19 protein-coding genes and 2 pseudogenes are annotated in these 21,684 nt (G+C 41.6%); 9 read left to right on the top strand and 12 right to left on the bottom strand.

Translation table 11 applies throughout. The annotated features are described in order from the left end of the window. Window positions 1–21: 21 nt before the first annotated feature. Window positions 22–738, top strand: a complete 717-nt coding sequence (locus A7P54_RS03860; RefSeq protein ID WP_171548712.1) for an enoyl-CoA hydratase/isomerase family protein — start codon at window positions 22–24, stop codon at window positions 736–738. A gap of 36 nt (window positions 739–774) precedes the next feature. Next, window positions 775–1,602 (top strand): NAD(P)-dependent oxidoreductase, encoded by an 828-nt coding sequence (locus A7P54_RS03855; protein ID WP_171548711.1) that lies wholly within the window; start codon window positions 775–777, stop codon window positions 1,600–1,602. A gap of 109 nt (window positions 1,603–1,711) precedes the next feature. On the opposite strand, the gene A7P54_RS03850 is transcribed toward A7P54_RS03855, so the two are convergent. The 3 genes and pseudogenes from A7P54_RS03850 to A7P54_RS03840 form a co-directional block, all read right to left on the bottom strand. Further along, complete coding sequence (locus A7P54_RS03850) at window positions 1,712–2,149, bottom strand: hypothetical protein (protein WP_171548710.1); 438 nt, start codon at window positions 2,147–2,149, stop codon at window positions 1,712–1,714. Between the two features lie 582 nt (window positions 2,150–2,731). After that, a pseudogene (locus A7P54_RS03845) lies at window positions 2,732–4,142 on the bottom strand (hypothetical protein). A 1-nt stretch (window position 4,143) separates the two neighbouring features. Next, the gene (locus A7P54_RS03840) at window positions 4,144–4,503 is read right to left on the bottom strand and encodes a hypothetical protein (protein ID WP_005313002.1); all 360 of its coding nucleotides are present in this window, start codon (window positions 4,501–4,503) and stop codon (window positions 4,144–4,146) included. 73 nt (window positions 4,504–4,576) lie between these two features. On the opposite strand from A7P54_RS03840, the gene A7P54_RS03835 reads away from it, so the two are divergent. Next, window positions 4,577–5,212, top strand: a complete 636-nt coding sequence (locus A7P54_RS03835; protein WP_171548709.1) for a hypothetical protein — start codon at window positions 4,577–4,579, stop codon at window positions 5,210–5,212. 96 nt (window positions 5,213–5,308) lie between these two features. Here the strand turns inward: A7P54_RS03835 and A7P54_RS03830 are convergent, their stop codons facing one another. The 9 genes from A7P54_RS03830 to A7P54_RS03790 all read right to left on the bottom strand — a co-directional run bounded on the left by A7P54_RS03830 (window position 5,309) and on the right by A7P54_RS03790 (window position 16,374). Next, window positions 5,309–6,580 carry a Glu/Leu/Phe/Val dehydrogenase gene (locus A7P54_RS03830; RefSeq protein WP_171548708.1) on the bottom strand — a complete coding sequence of 424 codons (1,272 nt, stop codon included), beginning with the start codon at window positions 6,578–6,580 and terminating at the stop codon, window positions 5,309–5,311. Between the two features lie 32 nt (window positions 6,581–6,612). Beyond that, window positions 6,613–7,533, bottom strand: a complete 921-nt coding sequence (gene hutG, locus A7P54_RS03825; protein ID WP_171548707.1) for a formimidoylglutamase — start codon at window positions 7,531–7,533, stop codon at window positions 6,613–6,615. Between the two features lie 34 nt (window positions 7,534–7,567). Continuing rightward, window positions 7,568–8,773, bottom strand: coding sequence for an imidazolonepropionase (gene hutI, locus A7P54_RS03820; protein ID WP_171548706.1), 1,206 nt, complete (start codon window positions 8,771–8,773; stop codon window positions 7,568–7,570). Window positions 8,774–8,824: 51 nt separating this feature from the next. Beyond that, window positions 8,825–10,237 (bottom strand): amino acid permease, encoded by a 1,413-nt coding sequence (locus tag A7P54_RS03815; RefSeq protein ID WP_005212992.1) that lies wholly within the window; start codon window positions 10,235–10,237, stop codon window positions 8,825–8,827. Window positions 10,238–10,301: 64 nt separating this feature from the next. Beyond that, window positions 10,302–11,840 carry a histidine ammonia-lyase gene (hutH, locus tag A7P54_RS03810; protein ID WP_159883088.1) on the bottom strand — a complete coding sequence of 513 codons (1,539 nt, stop codon included), beginning with the start codon at window positions 11,838–11,840 and terminating at the stop codon, window positions 10,302–10,304. Between the two features lie 84 nt (window positions 11,841–11,924). Next, window positions 11,925–13,601, bottom strand: a complete 1,677-nt coding sequence (gene hutU / locus A7P54_RS03805) for a urocanate hydratase (protein ID WP_005204526.1) — start codon at window positions 13,599–13,601, stop codon at window positions 11,925–11,927. Window positions 13,602–13,839: 238 nt separating this feature from the next. Further along, the gene (locus A7P54_RS03800; protein WP_171548705.1) at window positions 13,840–14,421 is read right to left on the bottom strand and encodes a HutD family protein; all 582 of its coding nucleotides are present in this window, start codon (window positions 14,419–14,421) and stop codon (window positions 13,840–13,842) included. Continuing rightward, window positions 14,418–15,170, bottom strand: a complete 753-nt coding sequence (gene hutC, locus A7P54_RS03795) for a histidine utilization repressor (protein WP_101236395.1) — start codon at window positions 15,168–15,170, stop codon at window positions 14,418–14,420. The genes A7P54_RS03800 and hutC overlap by 4 nt, the downstream gene beginning before the upstream one ends. A gap of 148 nt (window positions 15,171–15,318) precedes the next feature. Continuing rightward, on the bottom strand, window positions 15,319–16,374 hold the full coding sequence (locus A7P54_RS03790; protein WP_171548704.1) for an aromatic ring-hydroxylating dioxygenase subunit alpha: 1,056 nt from the start codon (window positions 16,372–16,374) through the stop codon (window positions 15,319–15,321). A gap of 164 nt (window positions 16,375–16,538) precedes the next feature. On the opposite strand from A7P54_RS03790, the gene A7P54_RS03785 reads away from it, so the two are divergent. From A7P54_RS03785 to A7P54_RS03760, 6 genes and pseudogenes are all read left to right on the top strand, one after another. Beyond that, the gene (locus A7P54_RS03785) at window positions 16,539–17,471 is read left to right on the top strand and encodes a LysR family transcriptional regulator (RefSeq protein WP_171548703.1); all 933 of its coding nucleotides are present in this window, start codon (window positions 16,539–16,541) and stop codon (window positions 17,469–17,471) included. Window positions 17,472–17,599: 128 nt separating this feature from the next. After that, the gene (puuE, locus tag A7P54_RS03780) at window positions 17,600–18,550 is read left to right on the top strand and encodes an allantoinase PuuE (protein ID WP_171548702.1); all 951 of its coding nucleotides are present in this window, start codon (window positions 17,600–17,602) and stop codon (window positions 18,548–18,550) included. A gap of 100 nt (window positions 18,551–18,650) precedes the next feature. Beyond that, window positions 18,651–19,211 (top strand): dihydrofolate reductase family protein, encoded by a 561-nt coding sequence (locus A7P54_RS03775; RefSeq protein ID WP_171548701.1) that lies wholly within the window; start codon window positions 18,651–18,653, stop codon window positions 19,209–19,211. Between the two features lie 226 nt (window positions 19,212–19,437). Beyond that, complete coding sequence (locus A7P54_RS03770) at window positions 19,438–19,683, top strand: zinc ribbon domain-containing protein (protein WP_005312984.1); 246 nt, start codon at window positions 19,438–19,440, stop codon at window positions 19,681–19,683. Between the two features lie 135 nt (window positions 19,684–19,818). Continuing rightward, window positions 19,819–20,994, top strand: a pseudogene (locus A7P54_RS19055) (OmpA family protein). A 324-nt stretch (window positions 20,995–21,318) separates the two neighbouring features. Continuing rightward, entirely contained in the window at window positions 21,319–21,684 is a 366-nt protein-coding gene (locus A7P54_RS03760; RefSeq protein ID WP_252728587.1) for a hypothetical protein, read from the top strand.

The raw sequence follows: 21,684 nt of genomic DNA, 5'->3' as shown, positions 1-21,684 counted from the left end.
GCACAACAAGGAAGCGCTTCAATGACCACCATGAGGCTTGATCAACAGCAGTCCATTTATGTTTTGACATTAACCAATGGCGATCAGGACAATGTCTTAAATCAAGATGTGCTAAATGAATATATCGAGATCTTTGATGAAATCGAGCGTCATTCGCATAATGCTTGCCTAGTCATTCAAAGCGACCATCCTAAAACATTTTGCAATGGCTTAGACCTCGCTTGGTTAATGCAGCAATCCATGCAAGATAAAAAAGCTTTTACCTTAGAACTGGAAAATATGCTACTGCGTTTGGCCTTACTCAACTTACCAGTGATTGCTGAGATTAATGGCAATGCTTATGCAGGTGGTGCAATCTTGGCATCTGCATGTGACTTCCGCTTGATGCGGGCAGATAAAGGACGCTTTTGCTTCCCCGAAGTCAAACTGACCATTCCTTTTACTGACTGTATTGCAGAAATTGTGCAACTCCTTCCCAATCAACATGCGATCTGGGAGATGTCCTTAACAGGAAAATCCATGACAGGGATTGAGTGCTTAGACGCACAAGTGGTCCATCAGATTCATCCTGCCGAATCATTAAATACAGAGGTATTTAAGTTTGCAGAAGAAATGTCACAAAAGCATCGTCTAACATATGCCGTAATCAAACGTCAGTTGCGCCATCGTATTGTTGAGATTGCCAAACAACGACAACTCTACAATCCAGAAAAATTTGCACACCCTTTTATGATTTAACGACATTTCAATAAAAACTAAATATAGGACATCGACATGAGTAATATGCAAGGAAAAACCATTTTTATTACTGGTGGCAGCCGAGGAATTGGCAGAGCCATTGCGCTGAAAGCAGCACAAGCTGGGGCAAATGTTGTCATTGCTGCAAAAACCGAAATGGAAACAGCCAAATTAACAGGCACGATTTATAGCGTCGCTGAAGAGATTGAAGCTGCTGGCGGCAAAGCACTGCCCTTACTGTTAGATGTACGAGATGAACAGCAGATCCATGCTGCCATGCAACAAGCAGCCAAGAACTTTGGTGGTATTGATGTATTAATAAATAATGCAGGTGCGATTGCACTCACAGGTGTCGAAGCCACTTCATTAAAACAATATGATCTGATCCAAAGCATTAACCACCGTGCGACCTTTATTTGTGCGCAAGCCGCTTTACCCTATCTCAAACAAGCAAAAGATCCGCATATTTTAAGCTTATCGCCACCTGTGAATATGTCACCGAAATGGTTAGGCATGCTCTCGCCCTATGCCTTGTCTAAATATGGTATGACGATTCTGACGCTAGGTATCGCAGAAGAATTTCGACACTATGGTATTTCCTGTAATACCCTGTGGCCAGAAACCTATATCGCTACAGCAGCAGTTTCGAAGAACCTAGGTGAGGAAAATACGCGTCAATTGAGTCGTAAACCTGAAATCATGGCAGATGCGGCATTTGCAATTTACAGTACGGCGAAAGGTGAACTGACGGGACAAAGCCTAACCGATGAACAAGCGTTGGCGCGTATTGGGATCACTGATTTCGCTCAGTATGCCTGTGTCAGTGGCAACACCCAGCTACAAAAAGATTTCTTTCTTGATTGATTCAACAATAAAAAACGACCTTAAAGTTTACACCTTAAGGTCGTTTCAAAAGCACAGCTAAAGTAAGTATTCTCTAATGCAACTTCATAGAAAGAACTCTAAAATTTATTTAAAAAATATACTTCTCTAATCCTATACCCAAGAGTAGAAGACATGTACCGAGAATTCCTGACAAAATAACCAAATAATGAAGGTAGAAAAACACTGGATAGCTCTTCAATAATTCATTTAACTGAGAGTCACCTATTTTTTGATATACATTATTTCCATAACGGGCTTTAAAAGAGGTATCAAACTTTAAATTTAATATTTCCCTCCAATATGCACTGGGTAACATACTTAGATAAAAAAAATCAAATGGCTCCATCAATCTTTTAAATTTTTTCTCATCCTTATATACAATTCCACATATTTCTTTTATATAAATATTTGTATAAACATAAAGACTTACAAAAAACACCCATAGTAAGATAAAAAATAATAAACCAATCATTCCCACAAACGTTGATGGCTCAGCTTTATATAATTTGACAATAAAATCTATCATTTATTTTCCATTGTCCTCTCAATTAAATCATAGGATTTTCCAGCAAAATGACCTGCAAGTTCTGTTGTAGTTTTTCCTGCTAACACTGCTAAGCCCCAAAAACACTAACAACCACCAATCCCACTCTACTTATTAAGAGCCCAAAACCAAATAGAAAAATTAAAAATAGTGATCTAACATATAGGCATATAAAATTATCAACATTGAAATTAAACCAGTAAAAAAAATAAAATACTGAATTAAAAAAAATAAAGGATATTTTTTAAGCAAATCAATCAATTGCTCCTTACTAATAGGATAATAAAACTCCTTCCCATATAATTTTTTAAAAGATTTATTATACTTTATATTTATTATTTCACGCCAAAAAGTTGTTGGCAAAATGCTCACAGAGAAAAAATAAAAAGGCTCAAGCGGTCTTTTATATATTTTTTTCTCTGGAAAAATAATTCTAAATATACCTTTACAATTAACATTTATATATATAAAGAACCAAATAAAAAAATAAAAAAACTGCGAAAAGTAAAAAACTAGTTGCTATCAGAGGAATTTTACTAAAAACTATAAAAACAATTTCCATTATTACCTACTCTTATTTTCTTCAACAATGTCATATATTTTTCCTGCGCCCCATCCCAATCCCTCGCCTGCAATTTTACCAACTATAGGGGCAGTAATTGCAGCAATACCAATAACAACTAAACCAGTTCCTCCTGTAGCAAAACCAATTATAACGACACTTGTGATTGCGCCAAAACCAATACCTGTAACTACTTTAGTTGTCTCAACCACTGTTGTTCTTGCTTTATCCTCTGGTGCAGCTTCATAAACAGTAACCCCAGAACTCACCACATCCGCCGCAATCGACATATAACCTGCGATTTTCAACTGACTGGCAAATTTTCCAATTTCACCCATTTTTTTCACATAATCTTTAATCCCGCCTTGATAGCTACTGTCTCTTACAAATGCAGATTGACTCAGCATTCGACGCATATTATTGGTTCGAATCGATTGATCCCATCTTAAAAACCTTTTTACCGATTCCTGATCTAGCTGATTATATAGGCTGGCATATTTTTGTTTGAATCTGGCAAAATTTTTCGGATTTGCAAGCCCTGAACCGCTGGCTCTTTCTTCCGCAAATTTTTGTGCAAGTTCACCATGAATTCGATATATTCGAGTTGCTTGCCCTTCCACCATCACTAAAGCTGCATCAGCCGCCATTTTCTGCTCAAAAAAACTGTCCTTCTTTTCATCTTGATCAAATAAGATGGTTAAAGGATGTTCATTGTTATTTAATACTTTTTTTCCAACAATTTTTGTATTTTCGCGTAATAGTGCATCATAGAAAAATTCATAATTCTGAGCAAAAAATTCGGCATCAAAATCTTTATCCCTTTTCATTTGCTCCAGATTTTGTTGGGCTTGTTGTGCCTGTTTTTTTATATTCAGATAATTCCTTCGCCGTGGTTGAATTCGCAATAATGACCACCTGCCCAGGCTGTAAAACCCCCATGGAAACGAGATTAGATAAATGCGGGTTATTTGCCTTTAAAATTTCCCAGTCTTTTGCACTCAATGGTTTTTTAAAAATACGCTGTGACCACGTCATCACGGGTTCAGCTTTTTTAATGAGATACCATGCAACTTCACCATCATGAATCTGGATTTCTTTTATATTTTCCTTAGCTTTTACTGTTGCTTCAACAGTCGTTTTAAACTCAAATAGACTCCACTTATTGGGCTCAGGATATGCTTTGGCTGTAACAGTTTTGATGACCTCACCACGATATTTAATTTTATACATCAACAATCGATTGGGTTGATAGATATGAAACCATTTGCCAAAACCATGATCGTCAAAATTTCCCTCGTCTTTAAAAACAGTCTTGCCAAGTTCTCGGTTCACAACCAAGAACTGAAAGCTGAAATCTTTAAATTGTAAGGGCGGCTTGAGCTTAAATTGCAATCGGGAATAATGTGTTGCCATACTATTCTTCTCCCGCTTCTTGTGCTTCTTCCACTTCACTCACCATCACATGCGTAATCAAATTTTGAGCTGACGGTGTTGTCGTGAGTTTCATTAAACCCTCGGCGCTTGTGATACCTTTTTGCAAATTTCCCGCTTGGTCAATCATGAGATACGGCTTATTTGCCAATGGAATGTTGTCTTTATTCTTCACCAAATATTGAAGAATATAGGGTTGATCCACCACAGCTAATCTGGGAAGTTGAACAGAAACCTTCTGCCCACCAACGAATTTATGTTGCCCTGCTTTTGCTTCAAATTTTGCAGGGGTAATAAAAGTAATTCCATCTGTATTAATAATTATTTGAGACCCACCAGCCATAAACATCCCTTTATTTGACACAACTCTCCAAAATAATACAATAATATTATCTACCACAGTTAAAATTCATCGTATGACTTTTATTATAGCCATTCAATTACAAGACAGTATTATTGTTGCTACAGATAATAGAAGTGCAACCGTTGATTATAAAATTCATTCAGATCAAACACCTAAACTATATGCATGGAAAAATGGGATTATAGTGGGTTCGGGTGAAATGACTGTTATATCTCGTGCAGTTGAATTCTTTATAAAGTTATCAAAATCGAATATCAAAGACCTACCAAAATGTCTTAAAATATCAATGCTTATGAGAGAATTAGAAGCAAAACACTTCCAAATAACAACGACAAAAATAATGTATTCCAAGAGCACACCATCAGGGGCTCAGCTTTATACAATACAGCCAAACAAGAATGATGAATATCGCTTAGAAAAATTCCAAGTCAATGAAATTATATTATGGTTCTTCAATCCAGATATTTTACATATTAGGACTGAATTCAAAACATTATATGCCAATCTAAAACCTTGTTACTATTTTAATAATAAAAATGAATGGATAAATTATTATCTCGAACAGTTAAAAACAATATTTAAAAAACAAGCCCAAATAGATCAGATGATGAGTGCGAGTTTTGATATATTTTTTCAAACAAAGGATGATTATTTACATAAATATATTAGTAATACCAGTATAGTATAAGGGAATCAAGAATGACCTAAAATCTGGAATGCACTGAACAATAAAAAACGACCTTAAAGTTTACACCTTAAGGTCGTTTCAAAAGCACAGCTAAAATTAGCCTGGGAAAATACCACGCTCTTTACGTGCTTTTAAGATACGCTCACAACCTAAAATGAAGGCTGCTGTACGTAAAGTACATTCTTTTTCGCTTGATTTGTGCCATACATCGTTAATGGCTTGAATCATCAACTTATCCAGTCTTTCATTAATTTCTTCTTCAGACCAGAAGTAGCTCGACATATCTTGAACCCATTCAAAGTAAGATACGGTTACACCACCCGCATTACAGATCACGTCAGGTACAACAGTGATACCACGTTGAACTAAAACATCATCCGCTTCAGGGAATGTTGGGCCGTTCGCGCCTTCAAGCACTAACTTCGCAGTTAATTTTTGAGCACGTTCAACTGTGATTTGGCTTTCCAATGCAGCAGGGATCAAAATATCCATCTCTACATTCCAGAACTCTTCATCACTGATCACTTGCGCACCAGCAAAGCCACCCACACCTTGGTGAGTTTCCATGTGAGTTTTTAATGCAGCAAGATCGATCCCTTCAGGGTTGAAAATCGTACCTGTGTGATCTTGAATCGTCACGATGATCGATTTCGAGTCTGCAAACAAATATGCAGCTTCGCTACCTACGTTACCAAAACCTTGAACTGCGATTTTCGCGCCTTCTAAAGGTAATTTGATTTTTTCAGCAACTTGTTGACCTGTGATGAATACACCACGGCCTGTCGCTTTAATACGACCAAGAGAACCACCAAGATGGACTGGTTTACCCGTTACAACACCTGTAACAGTATGACCTTGACCAGATGAATAAGTATCCATGATCCAACCCATCACGTTTGGATTGGTACCCACGTCTGGTGCAGGGATATCTTTTTGTGGGCCAATGATATGGCTGATTTCACTGGTATAGCGACGTGTTAAACGTTCTAATTCACGTGGTGAAAGTTGACGCGGGTCAACACGGATGCCACCTTTTGCACCGCCGAATGGTAAATTTACCACCGCAGTTTTAATTGTCATCCATGCTGAAAGAGCCATTACTTCATTTAAATCTACATCTGGGTGATAGCGAATACCGCCTTTACCCGGACCACGTGACAAGTTGTGTTGCACACGATAACCTTCAAAATGACGAATTGTGCCATCGTCCATAACAATTGGCACGTCGACAATCAAAGCACGTTTTGGGCGCTTCAATGTGTCCACATAGTCTTCTAAACCATCTAGATATGGAGCAACACGCTCGATCTGTTCAAGATAAGTTGCCCATGGACCGTCATTTTGAGAGACATAAGATAAATTAGACATGTTTTAACCTTTTGATGAATTCACATGATCCATCAATCAAATATGTAGTTAAAAATTATATAAGCGGCTAATTTGGCAGTTCTACTATCCAAATCAAACCGTGGATTACATTCCGCCACATCAAAAACTTTAATCTTTCCGGTTTCCTTAATGGCCTCTAGTAATGGGTCAAAGACGGATAAATCAATCCCTTTAACCGCAGGTGCGCTTACACCTGGCGCAATGCTAGCACTAAATACATCAAGATCAACTGTAATATACAAATAGTCAACTTTTCCGGTAAAAGCTGTCAACTTTTCGATTAAAGTTTCAACATTTTGTTGCTGCAACTCATAATCGTAAATATAAGTACAATTCAGCAGATCTGCGGTTTCAAATAAAACCTTGGTGTTTGAATGTTTCGCTACGCCAATGCACAAATAATTAAATTCTTGTTGATGCTGTTCAGACAGTTTTGCTGCATTTAAAAAAGGTGTGCCAGAAGTCACCTGTTCAGCTTCACGCAGGTCGAAATGTGCATCAAAATTGATAATGCCGATCTTCTTATTCGGCTCATTATTTTGCAGATATTGAAACAGACCTGAGAAGCTACCAAAAGCCACTTCATGACCACCGCCTAACACGATCGGCTTCATACCCTGTTTGAGGCTTCTTTCAACTTGTTCAGCCAATTCAGCCTGTGCTTGTTCCAGTTTTGAGCCGTCACATACCACTGTGCCAATATCAGCAATCGTGACTGGTTGATGCACGGGTAAATTAGCCAATTGCGCGCGAATACTGTCAGGTGCATCTGCTGCGCCCAATCGACCTTTATTGCGCTTAACACCCTCATCCGAGCTAAAGCCAATGAGGGCATAATCAGCTCGTGGCGTGGTATCGACGAGTTGGTGAATCCTTAAGTGTTCAGCACCCTCACCATCTTTGCGTCCCTGCCATGTAAATGAATGATTCATTATGTCTAGCGTCCTTTAAAAATGAGCTTCACTGTTAGATTAAGATTTCATTACCATGCTGAATAATCCGCTTTGCTAAGTCGCCACCCAACCAATAAACAATCTCAGATGGATGCTCAATATCCCAAGCAATAAAGTCTGCAACTTTACCTGTCTCTAACGTGCCGTGAGTCTCTTGCAGACCCAACGCATGTGCCGCATGCGTCGTCACACCCGCCAAAGTCTGTTCAGGTGTTAGACGGAATAAGGTACTGCCCATATTCATCATTAAGCGTAAAGATAGGGCTGGTGATGTGCCTGGATTTAAATCACTGGATAGCGCAATGCGTACACCATGTTGGTGCAAACTGTCTAAAGGTGGATATTTGGTTTCTCTCAAGAAATAGAATGCACCCGGTAATAACACCGCCACCGTTCCAGCAGCTGCCATCGCCTTGACATCATCCTCAGTCATAAATTCCAAATGATCTGCCGATAAGGCTTGATAACGTGCAGCCAAACTCGATCCGCCCAATGCAGACAGTTGCTCAGCGTGTAGCTTGATCGGAAGATTTAAAGACAGGGCTGTTTTAAATAGACGTTCGACTTGAGCTGGCGAAAATGCCAAATATTCACAAAAGGCATCCACTGCATCAACCAAACCTTCTTGATGCAGTTTTGGCAGCATTTCATTGCAGATATGCTCAATATAGGCATCGCTTTGATCTTTATACTCAGGTGGCAACGCGTGTGCTGCCAAGCAGGTACTGCGAACTGTCATCGGCAAAGTTTCTGCAATCTGACGAATCACACGCAGCATTTTCCGCTCATTGGCATAATCCAGACCGTAACCTGACTTAATCTCAATGGTAGTGACACCATCTTTAAGCAAGCAGCGAACTCGTTTCAAAGCAGATGCAAGCAACTCTTGTTCACTGGCTTCACGCGTAGCACGAACCGTACTGGCGATCCCACCACCGCTGGCCGCGATCTCAGCATAGCTGACACCTTGCAGACGTTTTTCAAACTCAACACTACGGTTGCCACCAAACACGCTATGGGTATGACAATCAATCAACCCCGGTGTGATCCATGCGCCATTCAAATCGATGGTTTCGGAATAAGCATCGGCAGGAAGCTCTTCAAATGTTCCAATCCAGTGGATATGCTGCCCTGAAGTGACCATTGCAGCATGTTCAATACTGGAATATTGCCCATTTTGCATGGTGGCGATATGACAGTTTTTCCAAAGCTTTTTCATTCACAGTTCCTCTCACTGCTCAGGCGGGATGACACCTGAGCAGTTTGATATTTAACTTTCCATTTCGATATTTTGTTGCATGCTTTGATTTTCTTTTACCGTGTTTTGCTTGGGCTTCACCCAAATGGTATAAGCAATCCAAAGTAAAACTAACCACGTTGCGCCAACATAAATTGCAGGTCGTGAGTCTGGGAAATATCCCATCATCGCCAAAATAAACAACATGAATGCAATTGCAAATGCAGGGGCATATGGCCAGCCAATCACTGGAAAATCGAGGGCTTTGATTTCTGCTTTAGACAACTTACGACGCATCGCAACTTGAGAAAGTAAAATCATGAGCCACACCCAAACCGTAGCAAAGGTCGCAATTGAAGCAATAATGATGAATACATTTTCAGGAATCAGATAGTTCAGCAACACACCGATCAATAACACCCCTGCCATCACCACAACCGTCATCCAAGGCACACCATTTTTGGAGATTTTTTGGAATACTTGAGGTGCTTGTCCACGATTCGACATGCCATACAGCATACGTCCAGCACCAAATACATCACTATTGATCGCAGAGATCGCCGCAGTAATCACTACGATATTGAGAACAGTCGCCGCAGATCCAATCCCAAGATTTTCAAAGATCTGTACAAATGGGCTACCTTGGCTACCAATTTGATTCCATGGGAAAATCGACATCAGTACAAAAATCGTCATCACGTAGAACAACAGAATACGTACTGGCACCGCATTAATCGCTTTAGGAATAGAAGTTTTCGGATCTTGTGATTCACCTGCAGTAATCCCGATAATTTCAATCCCACCAAACGCGAATACCACTACAGATAAACAGGCAACTAAACCGGCAATACCATTTGGCATAAAACCATCATGAATCCACAAGTTTTGAATGCCTGTGGTAAAACCACTATGATCCGCATGGAAACCATAGAACATTAAACCTAAACCACCGACAATCATCGCAACGATCGCAGTCACTTTGACAATCGAAAGCCAGAATTCCAGTTCGCCAAATACTTTGACATGAATCAGATTAATTGCCCCAAGGAACATAATCAGCGACAGAATCCAGATCCAGCGCGGCACATCGGGGTACCAAAACCCCATATAAATCCCAAAGGCAGTGACGTCGGCCAAAGCCACAATGATCATTTCAAAAACGTAGGTCCACCCTGTAGTGAAACCTGCAAGCGGACCAATATATTGTGAGGCATAGTGACTGAATGAACCCGATACTGGGTTATGTACAGCCATCTCACCCAATGCGCGCATCACGATATAAATTGCAATCCCTGCAACGATATATGCGATTAATACAGACGGACCTGCCATTTTGATGGCTGTTGCCGAACCGTAAAAGAGTCCTGTCCCAATGGCTGAACCCAATGCCAAAAAACGAATATGGCGGGTGTTTAACCCCCGCTGTAATGTGGAGTGTTGTGACATTATAATCTCCAATCCTTGAGGAAATTTAGTTAGATTCGGCCACTCCATGTGACCGATTTATTGATCACACTTCAGACAAACTCGGTAATAGCTGTGGAATGAGTAATTCGTTCAAGCAGCCACTTGCAAGCAATTCACTCGCTTGCTCAATATCTGGTGCAAAGAAACGATCTTCACTGTAATAAGGCACTTGGTCACGAAGCACTTTACGCGCACGCTCAAGTTTTGGAGAACTCTTCAAACCTTCACGGAAATCAAGACCCTGACATGCCCCTAACCACTCAACTGCAAGAATGCCGCGAACGTTGTCAGCCATATACCACAAACGTTTGCCCGCATTCGGCGCCATAGAAACATGGTCTTCCTGATTTGCAGAGGTCGGTAAACTATCAACACTGGCAGGATGTGCAAGTGCTTTATTGTCACTTGCTAACGCAGCGGCTGTTACTTGAGCAATCATGAAGCCTGAGTTGACCCCACCATTGGCAACCAAGAATGGTGGCAATTGTGACATATGACGGTCCATCATCATCGAAATACGGCGTTCTGACAGTGAACCAATCTCGGCAATTGCCAATGCAAGGTTGTCCGCAGCCATAGCCACTGGTTCAGCATGGAAGTTACCACCTGAAATCACATCACCTTCAGCAGCAAAGACCAATGGGTTATCAGATACCGCATTTGATTCAATTGCTAACACTTCTGCAGCTTGACGAATTTGAGTCAAACACGCACCCATCACCTGAGGTTGGCAACGAAGTGAGTATGGGTCTTGAACCTTGCTACAATCTTCATGTGAATGTGAAATTTCACTTGATTCAGTCAGTAAGTCACGATATGCAGCAGCAACGTCAATTTGGCCACGTTGACCACGAACTTCATGAATACGCGCATCGAATGGTGCACGTGAACCCAACATTGCTTCAACACTTAAACCACCACATACGGTTGCAGCAGCAAATAAATCTTCTGCTTCAAACAAACCACGTAATGCATATGCTGTAGAAACTTGTGTCCCGTTTAAAAGTGCTAAACCTTCTTTCGCAGCTAAAGAAATTGGCTCTAAACCCGCAATTTTAAGTGCTTCAACCGCTGGTAACCATTCACCTTTATAGCGTGCTTTGCTTTCGCCTAATAACACCAAAGACATATGTGCTAATGGTGCCAAGTCGCCTGAAGCACCAACAGAACCTTTTAATGGAATATGTGGATAAACTTCTGCATTGATTAAGGCAAGAATGGCATCGATCACTTTACGGCGAATACCCGAAAAGCCACGTGCCAAACTATTTGCTTTAAGCAACATAATCAGACGCACCATCGCATCATCAAGTGGCTCGCCCACGCCAGCAGCGTGTGATAGCACCAAAGAACGCTGTAATTGCTCTAGGTCTTCTGGTGCAATTTTAGTTGATGCAAGTAAACCAAAACCCGTATTGATCCCGTAAGCAGTACGGCCTTCATTGACGATTTGTTCGACACAAGCAACACTCGCATTGATGCCAGCAGAAGCGCTTTCATCGAGTTTTACTTTGATTGGATTTAAATAAGCGTGGCGCAGATCTGCTAGGCTAAGTTTGCCGGGTTGAATTAGAAGTTCCATTATTGGCGTCCTGTTTTGCACTCTATTGTTCGCTTACGATGCTGCTTACACAATTGCAAAAAGCATCGTAATGTCCTTGTCTGTTTATTGTGTGATCATCGGCAAGTTCAAGCCTTGCTCTTTGGCACAATCAATCGCAATGTCATAACCTGCATCAGCATGACGCATCACCCCTGTTGCAGGGTCATTGGTCAATACACGTGCAATACGTGCTGCTGCCTCATCTGTACCATCACACACGATCACCACACCTGAGTGTTGCGAGAAGCCCATACCTACACCACCGCCGTGATGTAATGACACCCAAGTCGCACCGCCTGCAGTGTTGAGCAAGGCATTTAATAACGGCCAGTCAGATACGGCATCTGAACCATCTTTCATTGATTCTGTTTCACGGTTTGGACTAGACACTGAACCTGAATCGAGGTGATCACGACCAATCACGATAGGTGCTGAAAGTTCACCACTACGAACCATTTCATTAAATGCCAAACCGAGTTTTGCACGTAAACCTAAGCCCACCCAGCAAATACGTGCTGGTAAACCTTGGAAGCTAATACGTTCACGCGCCATATCTAACCAGCGATGTAAATGTTCATCATCTGGAATGAGTTCTTTTACTTTGGCATCTGTTTTATAAATATCTTCTGGATCACCTGAAAGTGCAGCCCAACGGAATGGACCAACACCGCGACAGAACAATGGGCGGATATAAGCTGGAACAAAGCCTGGGAAATCAAAGGCATTTGCTACGCCTTCATCTTGTGCCATTTGACGGATGTTGTTGCCGTAGTCAAAGGTTGGAACACCCATTTTTTGGAAATCCAGCATCGCTTGAACGTGCTGTGCCATCGACTGTTTCGCTGCTTTAACAACAACTTCTGGCTCAGTTTTAGCGCGCTGACGGTACTCTTCCCATGTCCAGCCAATTGGTAAATAACCATTTAATGGGTCATGTGCGCTGGTTTGGTCAGTCACCATATCTGGATGTACGCCACGACGGACTAATTCAGGTAAGATTTCTGCTGCATTGCCATGTAATGCAATCGAAACAGCCTTACCTTCTTTGGTATATTTTTCAATACGCGCCAAAGCATCATCTAAATCAGTTGCTTGCTCATCGACATAACGCGTACGTAAACGGAAATCGATACTGGTTTGTTGGCATTCGATATTGAGTGAGCATGCGCCTGCCAATGTTGCAGCTAAAGGTTGTGCACCGCCCATACCACCTAAACCAGCAGTCAAGACCCAACGACCTGTCAAATCACCGTTATAGTGTTGGCGACCTGCTTCTACAAAAGTTTCATAGGTACCTTGTACAATGCCTTGGCTACCAATATAAATCCAAGAACCCGCTGTCATCTGACCATACATTGCCAAACCTTTCGCATCCAATTCATTGAAATGCTCCCACGTTCCCCAATGTGGAACAAGATTCGAGTTTGCAATCAAAACACGCGGTGCATCTTTATGGGTTTTAAACACACCCACAGGCTTACCAGATTGAACCAACAAGGTTTCATCAGTTTCTAAATTCTTTAGCGTTTCAACGATCTTGTCAAAACATTCCCAGTTACGTGCAGCACGACCGATACCACCGTAAACAACAAGCTCTTTTGGATTCTCTGCAACATCAGGATCAAGGTTGTTCATCAGCATGCGTAAAGGCGCTTCTGTTAACCAGCTTTTTGCATTGAGCTTTGTACCACGTGGTGCGCGAATTTCTACATCACGAAATTTTGTTGTCGTTGTTGTCACAATCGGACTCCTTCCATTGAGTTTGAATCAGCAAATTAACCTGCTTTACTGTATAGCAATGTATTAACTTGTATATACATCCATATACTACACAAAACTTTTATATTGAAAAGATGCTTTTCAATTCTTTTATGAAAATAAATTACAAACTTATGAAATAAATAGATTTATTTTTTGATCGGCAATAAAAAACACATACAACCTGAAGTCATATGTGTTTCGTGAAATTTGCAAAAAATTAGATTTTTGTGAGTTCGATCAGACAAGCTTGCTTAAAACGCTCAGATTTTAAAACCAGTTTTTTCAATGCTTTTTGCTGCTCGATTTTAAGACTTTGCTGGTGTGCTAAACAAAAAACCTGCCGATTCACTTCAATTTCTAATGGTTCTGGACTCTGATTAAAAATAAAAATCAGATCGGCTGAACTGAACATCTCAGTGCTTGCTGACTCAAAAATCCATTGATAGCGAGAACGCCATTTTTCAGGATGATAAATCAGATTAAAATCCCGAATCGGCCCATCATTGAGTTCACAACTGGTTGTGCTATCCCCACTGAATTGAGCGGATTCTAAAGTTTTCAGATGCTCGGAATCATCATCAATATTCAATACGATGCTCGTGCCTTCCAATACCGTGAGGATACGCTGCATGCCATTAAACTTGGAAAAATCACCCGAAGTTTTGACATCCGCCATCGAAATACGCCAATCAAACGCATCCAGACTGTCACCGTCACTTCTGGCAAGCTCAATGGTATAACCTGCACCATTCTTCCACAGCATCTGTTTATAGTCAGCCGTGTCTAAGTGTTGAATCATTGGCTAAACTTACCTTCCAGATAATAACGACTGCCTGGATAGATCAGACGTGCACTGGAAATAAGTTGTTTATTCGACCATGTACGGCGACGAATCAACAGACAAGGTTCGGTCTTATTAATTTTCAGCCATTTACATTCTTGTGCTGACGCAAGAATTGCTGTCACCACATGTTCCCCTTCAGTCACGGGTGCTTTCGACATTAAATAAGCATTTGGTGTGATGGACTTAAAATCTTGTGCCAAGTAATCTGGAATCAACATCGGATCAACCAGTCGATCTTCGATTTGTACAGGCACATCATTTTCATAATGCACGATGATCGAGTGAAATAGCTTTTGCCCTTCTCGAATCTGCATCAGCATACTTTGTTCAGCATTGGCCTGAATCTGTTCCAGTACCAAAACTTCGGCATGATGTTTATGATTTCGGGCAATGATTTCTTCGGCAATATTATTGACATGAAACAAAGCAGTACGCCCTTGTCCTTCGGCAACAAAAGAACCAACACCTTGGATACGCACCAACAAACCTTCACTGGTGAGTTCGCGCAAGGCACGATTCACGGTCATGCGACTACAGCCGAGTAAATTAACCAATTCACTTTCTGATGGAATTTTTTTATTGACGGTCCATGTTCCTTCATAGATTTTTTGCGAAATCATTTGTTTCACACGCAAATACAAAGGAACAGGACTATCTTCTTCTAAGGACAAATCTAAATCGTTTTGCTTTGTCGCTCTTGACATTGGCTAAAACTCATACTAAATACTATAACTCATTGTATATTGAATTTAGCGCAATTGTATATACAAGCCTATACAAATAAACAATTTAGGTTTAATAGAAGATAAACAACTCCGTTTTAATCTCTTAAATATCCCAAATTTATTCGAGCTAAACCGTATATCTTTTGCTTAAACCCCATTCAGCCAAAATACGGCGATACATGGTCGAAGAACGGTCTGCTTCAAAATGTGCTTCCATACCAATATCTAAGGGTAACTCTTCTGGCTTTTGTGCCTCTACCATCTCTTGATCTTCGGCAAAAATCTGCGCATTAAAATCATAGACGGCCTGTAAATCTCCCGTGGTATCGAAATTACGGGTTAACGGTACAAATAAGCGAGTTTTATTATGCGAGATGGGACAGCAGGCATTTAAAATCTTAAGTACCCCGTTATTCGGGAAGTGAATGGTTAGCACTGCTGAAAATGGCGGATAAACATCAAAGATCCGCTCCCACACAAAATCATCGGGTGCTAAATGTTGCATGCCATGCGGATAGTTGCTGACATTACTGGTGTAGTTTGTATGCAAGCCATATTCAGTACGTTCAGTCGAATATTTAGGTACAACAGGATTATCTCGATCGGCAAAGGCCTGATGATGTACCCAAGCAAAGTGTGCCACATCAATAAAACCTTCCAATTGACGACCGCTTGAACCGGCAATATCCACAGAAGGCGGTAAAATGGCTTGATGCTCCTCCTGTGCCCATGTGTCTAATACAGGGAAGTTTGCCAAACTTTCATCTCTGCCCAAAATGCTGGTCCAGACCAGTCCATATTTTAAAACTACGGGAAACTTGGTCAGCGAAAAGCGCTCTGAGATTTTAGTTAAATCAGGCTGAGCTGGGATTTTAGAGCATTTGCCATCTTCATTAAAATGAAGTCCATGATAAGGACAAATCAAAGTATCTCCCTCAACCCAGCCTTTACTCAAAGGCACACCGCGATGCGGGCAAATATCCCGAGCCAAGTGAATCTGCCCTGTTTCGGTCTTATACAAAGCCAGATTCATATCCAATAAGGTGACTTGCTGCGGTTTACTGCTCACATCTTCAATACGTGCCACGGGATACCAATGTTGTGCAAGAATCTGCCAATCCTGATCATCAAATTGGCTATGACATGGCTTATTTGGAAGATTGATGAATGGAATTGCGTTCATATCCTGTGCTCATTTTTAAGATTTTTCTCTTCATGAGCAGTGTGGAATAGATCAATATTCTCGTCTATTAGAATGATTTATATGCATCATTCTAAAAATTAGAACAGCCTAGGCACTAAAATTGCTTTTGTATTAAAACCTGCTTTATCTCAAGTGAGTTTGCAATGGCCTTGCCATTTTCACGTTTTGCCGATTATTTTATTGCCGTTGCCAAAACAGGCAGTTTAAGAAAAGCAGCCGATCAACTGTTTATTTCTGTCTCCGCGGTACATCGGCAGATTGTTTTGGCAGAAGAAGAACTCGGTGTGGCTTTATTTGAACGTTTGCCCAGTGGACTCAAGCTGACCTTGGCTGGTGAATTACTCTATGCCGATCTACGCAGCTGGCAAAAAGAGTTTCAAATCACACAGAAACGTTTGAATGAAATCCAAGGCATACAACGCGGTTCAATTGATTTTGGGATGATTGCAGCACTCAATGAAAGCTTTGTCAGTGCCGTGATGCAGTCTATTGTTCAGCAATATCCGTGGATTAATTTTAAGGTTCGTGTCTTGGACAGTGATCGTATCGCTGATCTGGTGATCAATGCTGAACTCGACTTTGGCTTGATTCTGAATCCCAAACATCAGCATCAATTGCAGATCAGCACCTTTATTGAAATGCCCTTGGGTTTCGTGATTCCCAAACAGCATCCTTTAGCCCATAAAGAAAAAATCTACTTCTCCGATACACTGGAATTCAATCATATTATTCCTGCCGAGCCTTTGGTTATTCATGACCATGTTACGGCCTTATATAAAAAGCAGGACTTTCACCCACGCCATACCATCGAATGCAACGATATCCATATGATGATTTCATTGCTTAGGCAAAACTTAGGTATCAGCATCATGAGTTATCTGGATGCAGCCCCTTATATTGAAAATGCTGAATTTGAATTTAGAGCGATCAATGACCATGGCCTACATCCAATTACGGTCGCACTTTGTGTTGCACCAAAACGGCAACTTTCTCGGATTGCTCAAATCATGATGAATCAAATCATTATCGAGATGGAAGCACTAAAATCGCGCATGCTAATGAATATTCATCAATAACATGGTATTTTTGCACCAAAATAAAACACACAAGCTATTGATTTAAATCAATATAGTGTTTGACACCCAAAGATTTAATCGGGTAAGTTGATGTGAAGATTCACCTTTTTCACGATTTAGGTATTGCTATGGTTTGGCCCAATACAGACACTCATTTAACAGCAGATTATCCACGAGATATGGTCGGTTATGCCGATCAACCGCCCCATGCCCAATGGCCCAATCAAGCAAAAATCGCGGTTCAATTTGTGCTGAATTATGAAGAAGGGGGTGAAAAGCATATCCTGCATGGCGACGAAGGGTCAGAGCAGTTTTTGTCTGAAATTAGTGGCGCAGAAAGTTATCCTGCACGCCATCTTTCGATGGACTCGATTTATGAATATGGCTCACGGGTCGGTTTTTGGCGCATTCAGCAGGAATTTGCCAAACGCCAATTGCCCATGACCATTTTTGCTGTGGCGATGGCTTTGCAACGGAATCCATTGGTGGTCGAAGCGATTAAACAGCACCATTATGATGTGGTCTCGCATGGCTTACGCTGGATTCATTATCAAAATATGGATGTCGAAACCGAAAAGCAGCATATGGCTGAAGCCATGCACATCCTTAAAGATTTATTTGGTGAAATGCCGACAGGTTGGTATACAGGCCGAGATAGCCCCAATACCCGTCAATTATTGGCGGAATACGGTCAGGTGCAATATGACAGCGATTATTACGGTGATGACTTACCTTTTTGGACAACACTCAGCAATGCAGCGGGTGCAACCCGTCCACATTTAATTATTCCCTATACACTTGATACCAATGATATGAAGTTTGCATCTCCTACTGGTTTTAATCGCAGTGAGGATTTTTTTGAATATCTAAAAGATGCTTTTGATGTCCTCTATGCAGAGGGAGCAACCTCACCCAAGATGCTTTCGATTGGTATGCACTGTCGAATTTTAGGACGTCCTGCCCGCTTTAAGGCATTACAACGTTTCCTTGATTATGTGCAAAATCATGATCGGGTCTGGATTTGCACCCGTCAGCAGATTGCGGAGCATTGGTATACACATCATCCTTTTCAAGCTTAGCTTTATTAAAGCGTCATCATGTGTCGTATATCCGATTTAAACAATTTATCCAAACAAAATAAGCTTTAAGCTACTCCTTTAGAATAAGGAGATGATCAGGATGAAAGTACAATATTTTGCAGCGAGTACACTAGATGGATTTATTGCGACCGAAGACGATTCTTTGGAATGGTTATTTGCATTAGGCGAACTAGATAACTCAAGTTATCCCACGTTTATTGCAAATGTTGGTGCTTTGGTGATGGGATCGGCAACTTATGAATGGATATTGAATAACGCAGAGCAAGTTGCTGCCGAAACAGGTTCTCCTTGGCCTTATACTCAGCCAACTTGGGTATTTTCCAGCCGTAAACTGCCCTTGATTGAAGGTGCAAATATCCATTTTGTACAAGGAGACATCGCTCCTGTTTATGCTGAAATACAATCCATCATTGGGGATAAGAATATTTGGATTGTAGGCGGTGGCGAATTAGCGGGTCAGTTCTATGATGCAAATTTGCTTGATGAACTCATTATACAAATTGGTTCGGTTACTCTTGCAAAAGGAAAAGCGCTTTTCCCCCGAAGAGTACTTGCTCCAACACTTAAATTGATCTCCGCTTATCAAATGGGTGAAGGTATGGTTGAATTACATTATAGCGTTGAACGTAAAAAAAATTAGTAAAATGTTGAATGCCTTATCTAGCCTGTAAATACTGGTAAAACAATTAAAGAACTCCCCCAACTCAATCGAATTAGCCCATTCTGTCAAATAAAATGGGTTATTCGGAAGAATTTTCCAATCGTTGAACTGATACAATTTTATGACCTGATTGCGAATCGAGGAGATGCGTTTATACGACATTTCTTAATGCCCAAATAGGAAAAATTAAAAAGGAAAAATGCTTATGGCGCTTATTTCATGCCCCGAATGCAGCCGTCAGGTTTCGACCCAAGCCAACTCCTGCCCGCATTGCGGTTATCCTCTGCAGACGCAACATAACACACCCGAGCCAAGAGCATTGCAATCACCGCATGTGTTAAGCCGCACCATCATGGCACTCGGCGCTTGGCTGATCACGCCTTGGATTGCGCGACTCCTCTTCGGACTAGCGGTGCTGGTATTTGCCTATCTTTCACTCAAGAGCGAATGAATAAGCTTAATTAAAGAACTACATAGCCTTGTTAGTTGTACACGTGTTTTTTGTAGCCAAAGATAGGTATTCGAAGGACTTAACGCGACTCAATTAAAACAAAATGCGGTCAACATATAAGTAGAGTGATTAGACATGTTTTCAATGAACAGATTCATGGTGCTTGGAATAGCATTGCTCGCGTGCTCCTGCACGAAGTCACCCTCGGCTGACGAGGAAAAGGCCAATGCGACGACGAAAACAACCAAAGTCGCAGCAAAGTCCGCTGGGGATGTCGACTTCCCAGTAATCCCACAGATCGTCGTGCCAGAGATCATCGGTATTGGCCCAGCCCAGCGAGCGTTGGAAACATCGATGCAAGATATCATTGACCCAGTGGCTGGCATCAGTGTCAAGCCCGCCAACTGTGCCACCGACGGCGCATTAGTCAACGATGCGGGTATTACCAGCATGGATGCGTAAGGCAATCTGTCGCGCAACGGTGATGAAGGCATCTTCCATATCGACGCAGACGGCAGTGGTACCGCTAACTACGAAGGCGGCGTCATCGTCGTCAACGCAGATGGCAGTGGCACAATCAACGGCAATGGCGACGGTGGCGCTGACGATGGAATCATCTCGGTCGAGGCCGACGGTTCGGGCACGTATAACGGCAAGTACGGCATCATCGTGCTGGACGGCAAAGGTGGTGGCACTTGGAACGGCGACCACGGGGTGATTCGCAACCAAGGTGATGGTTCAGGCAGTTGGAATGGTCCGCAAGGCATCGTCACCATCAACGCCGACGGCAGCGGTACATGGAACGGTCCGCACGGGTTGGTGAGCAACGACGGTAAAGGCAATGGCAGCATTGGCACACCAGCACGTCAAGTGAAAATGGCACCAGTTCCCAAGGTCACTCCAGCTGGCAAGTTCCCGCCGTTAAAAAAATTCGCTCCATCCGGTGTGCCATGTGGGTTCATCATCACTCTCAATGATCAGGTATTGTTCGATTTCGACAAATCGGATATCCGTCCTGACGCAGCCAAGGTACTGGACACCTTAGCCATGGCCTTGCAGAAAGTGCCAGCCAAGGCAATCGAAATTCGTGGTCATACCGATGCCAAGGGCAGTGACGCCTACAATCTGAATTTGTCCGAGCATCGTGCCAAATCAGTGGGTATGGCCTTGCGCCAGCGTGGCGCTGCAGCCAACGCCAGCACGCGTGGTTACGGCGAGTCGCAGCCAGTAGCGCCCAACGAGGTCAGCGGCCAAGACAACCCTGCTGGCCGGCAGTTGAACCGGCGGGTGGAAATCTTCGTGCGCACTTGATGATGCTATCGGGCCAACGATGGCCGCGTTTATTGGCAATATGTTGAATGTCTTATCTAGCCGGTAAATACTGGTAAAGCAATTAAAGGACTCCTCAACTCAATCGAATTAGCCCATTCTGTTAAATAAAATGGGTTATTCGGAAGAATTTTCCCATCTTTGAACTGATACAATTTTATGACCTGATTACGAATCGACGAGATGCGTTTATTCGACATTTCTTAATGCTCAAATGGAAAATAACTAACTACGATAAAACTAAAATTTAAATCAGTATCATTATTTGAATGGTGAGTAAGGACGCAGTTTTTGGAGATATGAATCATGAAATATGACGATGCTTCTTGGCATTATGGAGGAGACTTCCCTGCCGATCTTCCACAAAAGGCAGGAGCAACCCATATTGGAATGTTTTTAACATGGATGCTTTTTCACAACTTTGCTAGTGAAGAATTAATGGAAGATTCACAAGATGCAATTGAGCATCTAAAGACAAAACAAATTACAGGAGCACATTTTCTCATTGATGAACTTGATGAAAAGCTCACTGACAATGATTTTAACGAAGAAGGTAATGCTTTTGCTTTGGCGTATTACGAAGGATTAAATAATGATAGTCGATATATTGATGACTACTTGCTTAGCTTTTCAGTAGATACGAATAACGTGTATAGAGTCACTGATACTTGA

This window comes from Acinetobacter sp. Ac_3412 (genome assembly GCF_013072675.1).
Taxonomy (GTDB): domain Bacteria; phylum Pseudomonadota; class Gammaproteobacteria; order Pseudomonadales; family Moraxellaceae; genus Acinetobacter; species Acinetobacter higginsii.
Note: the sequence above shows the minus strand (reverse complement) of the source record. Positions and strands in the feature narration are given on the sequence as shown.

Coding starts and splice junctions, on each gene's coding strand:
- A7P54_RS03860 (WP_171548712.1), top strand. CDS start 22: ATGACCACCATGAGGCTTGATCAACAGCAGTCCATTTATGTTTTGACA.
- A7P54_RS03855 (WP_171548711.1), top strand. CDS start 775: ATGAGTAATATGCAAGGAAAAACCATTTTTATTACTGGTGGCAGCCGA.
- A7P54_RS03850 (WP_171548710.1), bottom strand. CDS start 2,149: ATGATAGATTTTATTGTCAAATTATATAAAGCTGAGCCATCAACGTTT.
- A7P54_RS03840 (WP_005313002.1), bottom strand. CDS start 4,503: ATGGCTGGTGGGTCTCAAATAATTATTAATACAGATGGAATTACTTTT.
- A7P54_RS03835 (WP_171548709.1), top strand. CDS start 4,577: ATGACTTTTATTATAGCCATTCAATTACAAGACAGTATTATTGTTGCT.
- A7P54_RS03830 (WP_171548708.1), bottom strand. CDS start 6,580: ATGTCTAATTTATCTTATGTCTCTCAAAATGACGGTCCATGGGCAACT.
- hutG (WP_171548707.1), bottom strand. CDS start 7,533: ATGAATCATTCATTTACATGGCAGGGACGCAAAGATGGTGAGGGTGCT.
- hutI (WP_171548706.1), bottom strand. CDS start 8,773: ATGAAAAAGCTTTGGAAAAACTGTCATATCGCCACCATGCAAAATGGG.
- A7P54_RS03815 (WP_005212992.1), bottom strand. CDS start 10,237: ATGTCACAACACTCCACATTACAGCGGGGGTTAAACACCCGCCATATT.
- hutH (WP_159883088.1), bottom strand. CDS start 11,840: ATGGAACTTCTAATTCAACCCGGCAAACTTAGCCTAGCAGATCTGCGC.
- A7P54_RS03800 (WP_171548705.1), bottom strand. CDS start 14,421: ATGATTCAACACTTAGACACGGCTGACTATAAACAGATGCTGTGGAAG.
- hutC (WP_101236395.1), bottom strand. CDS start 15,170: ATGTCAAGAGCGACAAAGCAAAACGATTTAGATTTGTCCTTAGAAGAA.
- A7P54_RS03790 (WP_171548704.1), bottom strand. CDS start 16,374: ATGAACGCAATTCCATTCATCAATCTTCCAAATAAGCCATGTCATAGC.
- A7P54_RS03785 (WP_171548703.1), top strand. CDS start 16,539: ATGGCCTTGCCATTTTCACGTTTTGCCGATTATTTTATTGCCGTTGCC.
- puuE (WP_171548702.1), top strand. CDS start 17,600: ATGGTTTGGCCCAATACAGACACTCATTTAACAGCAGATTATCCACGA.
- A7P54_RS03775 (WP_171548701.1), top strand. CDS start 18,651: ATGAAAGTACAATATTTTGCAGCGAGTACACTAGATGGATTTATTGCG.
- A7P54_RS03770 (WP_005312984.1), top strand. CDS start 19,438: ATGGCGCTTATTTCATGCCCCGAATGCAGCCGTCAGGTTTCGACCCAA.
- A7P54_RS03760 (WP_252728587.1), top strand. CDS start 21,319: ATGAAATATGACGATGCTTCTTGGCATTATGGAGGAGACTTCCCTGCC.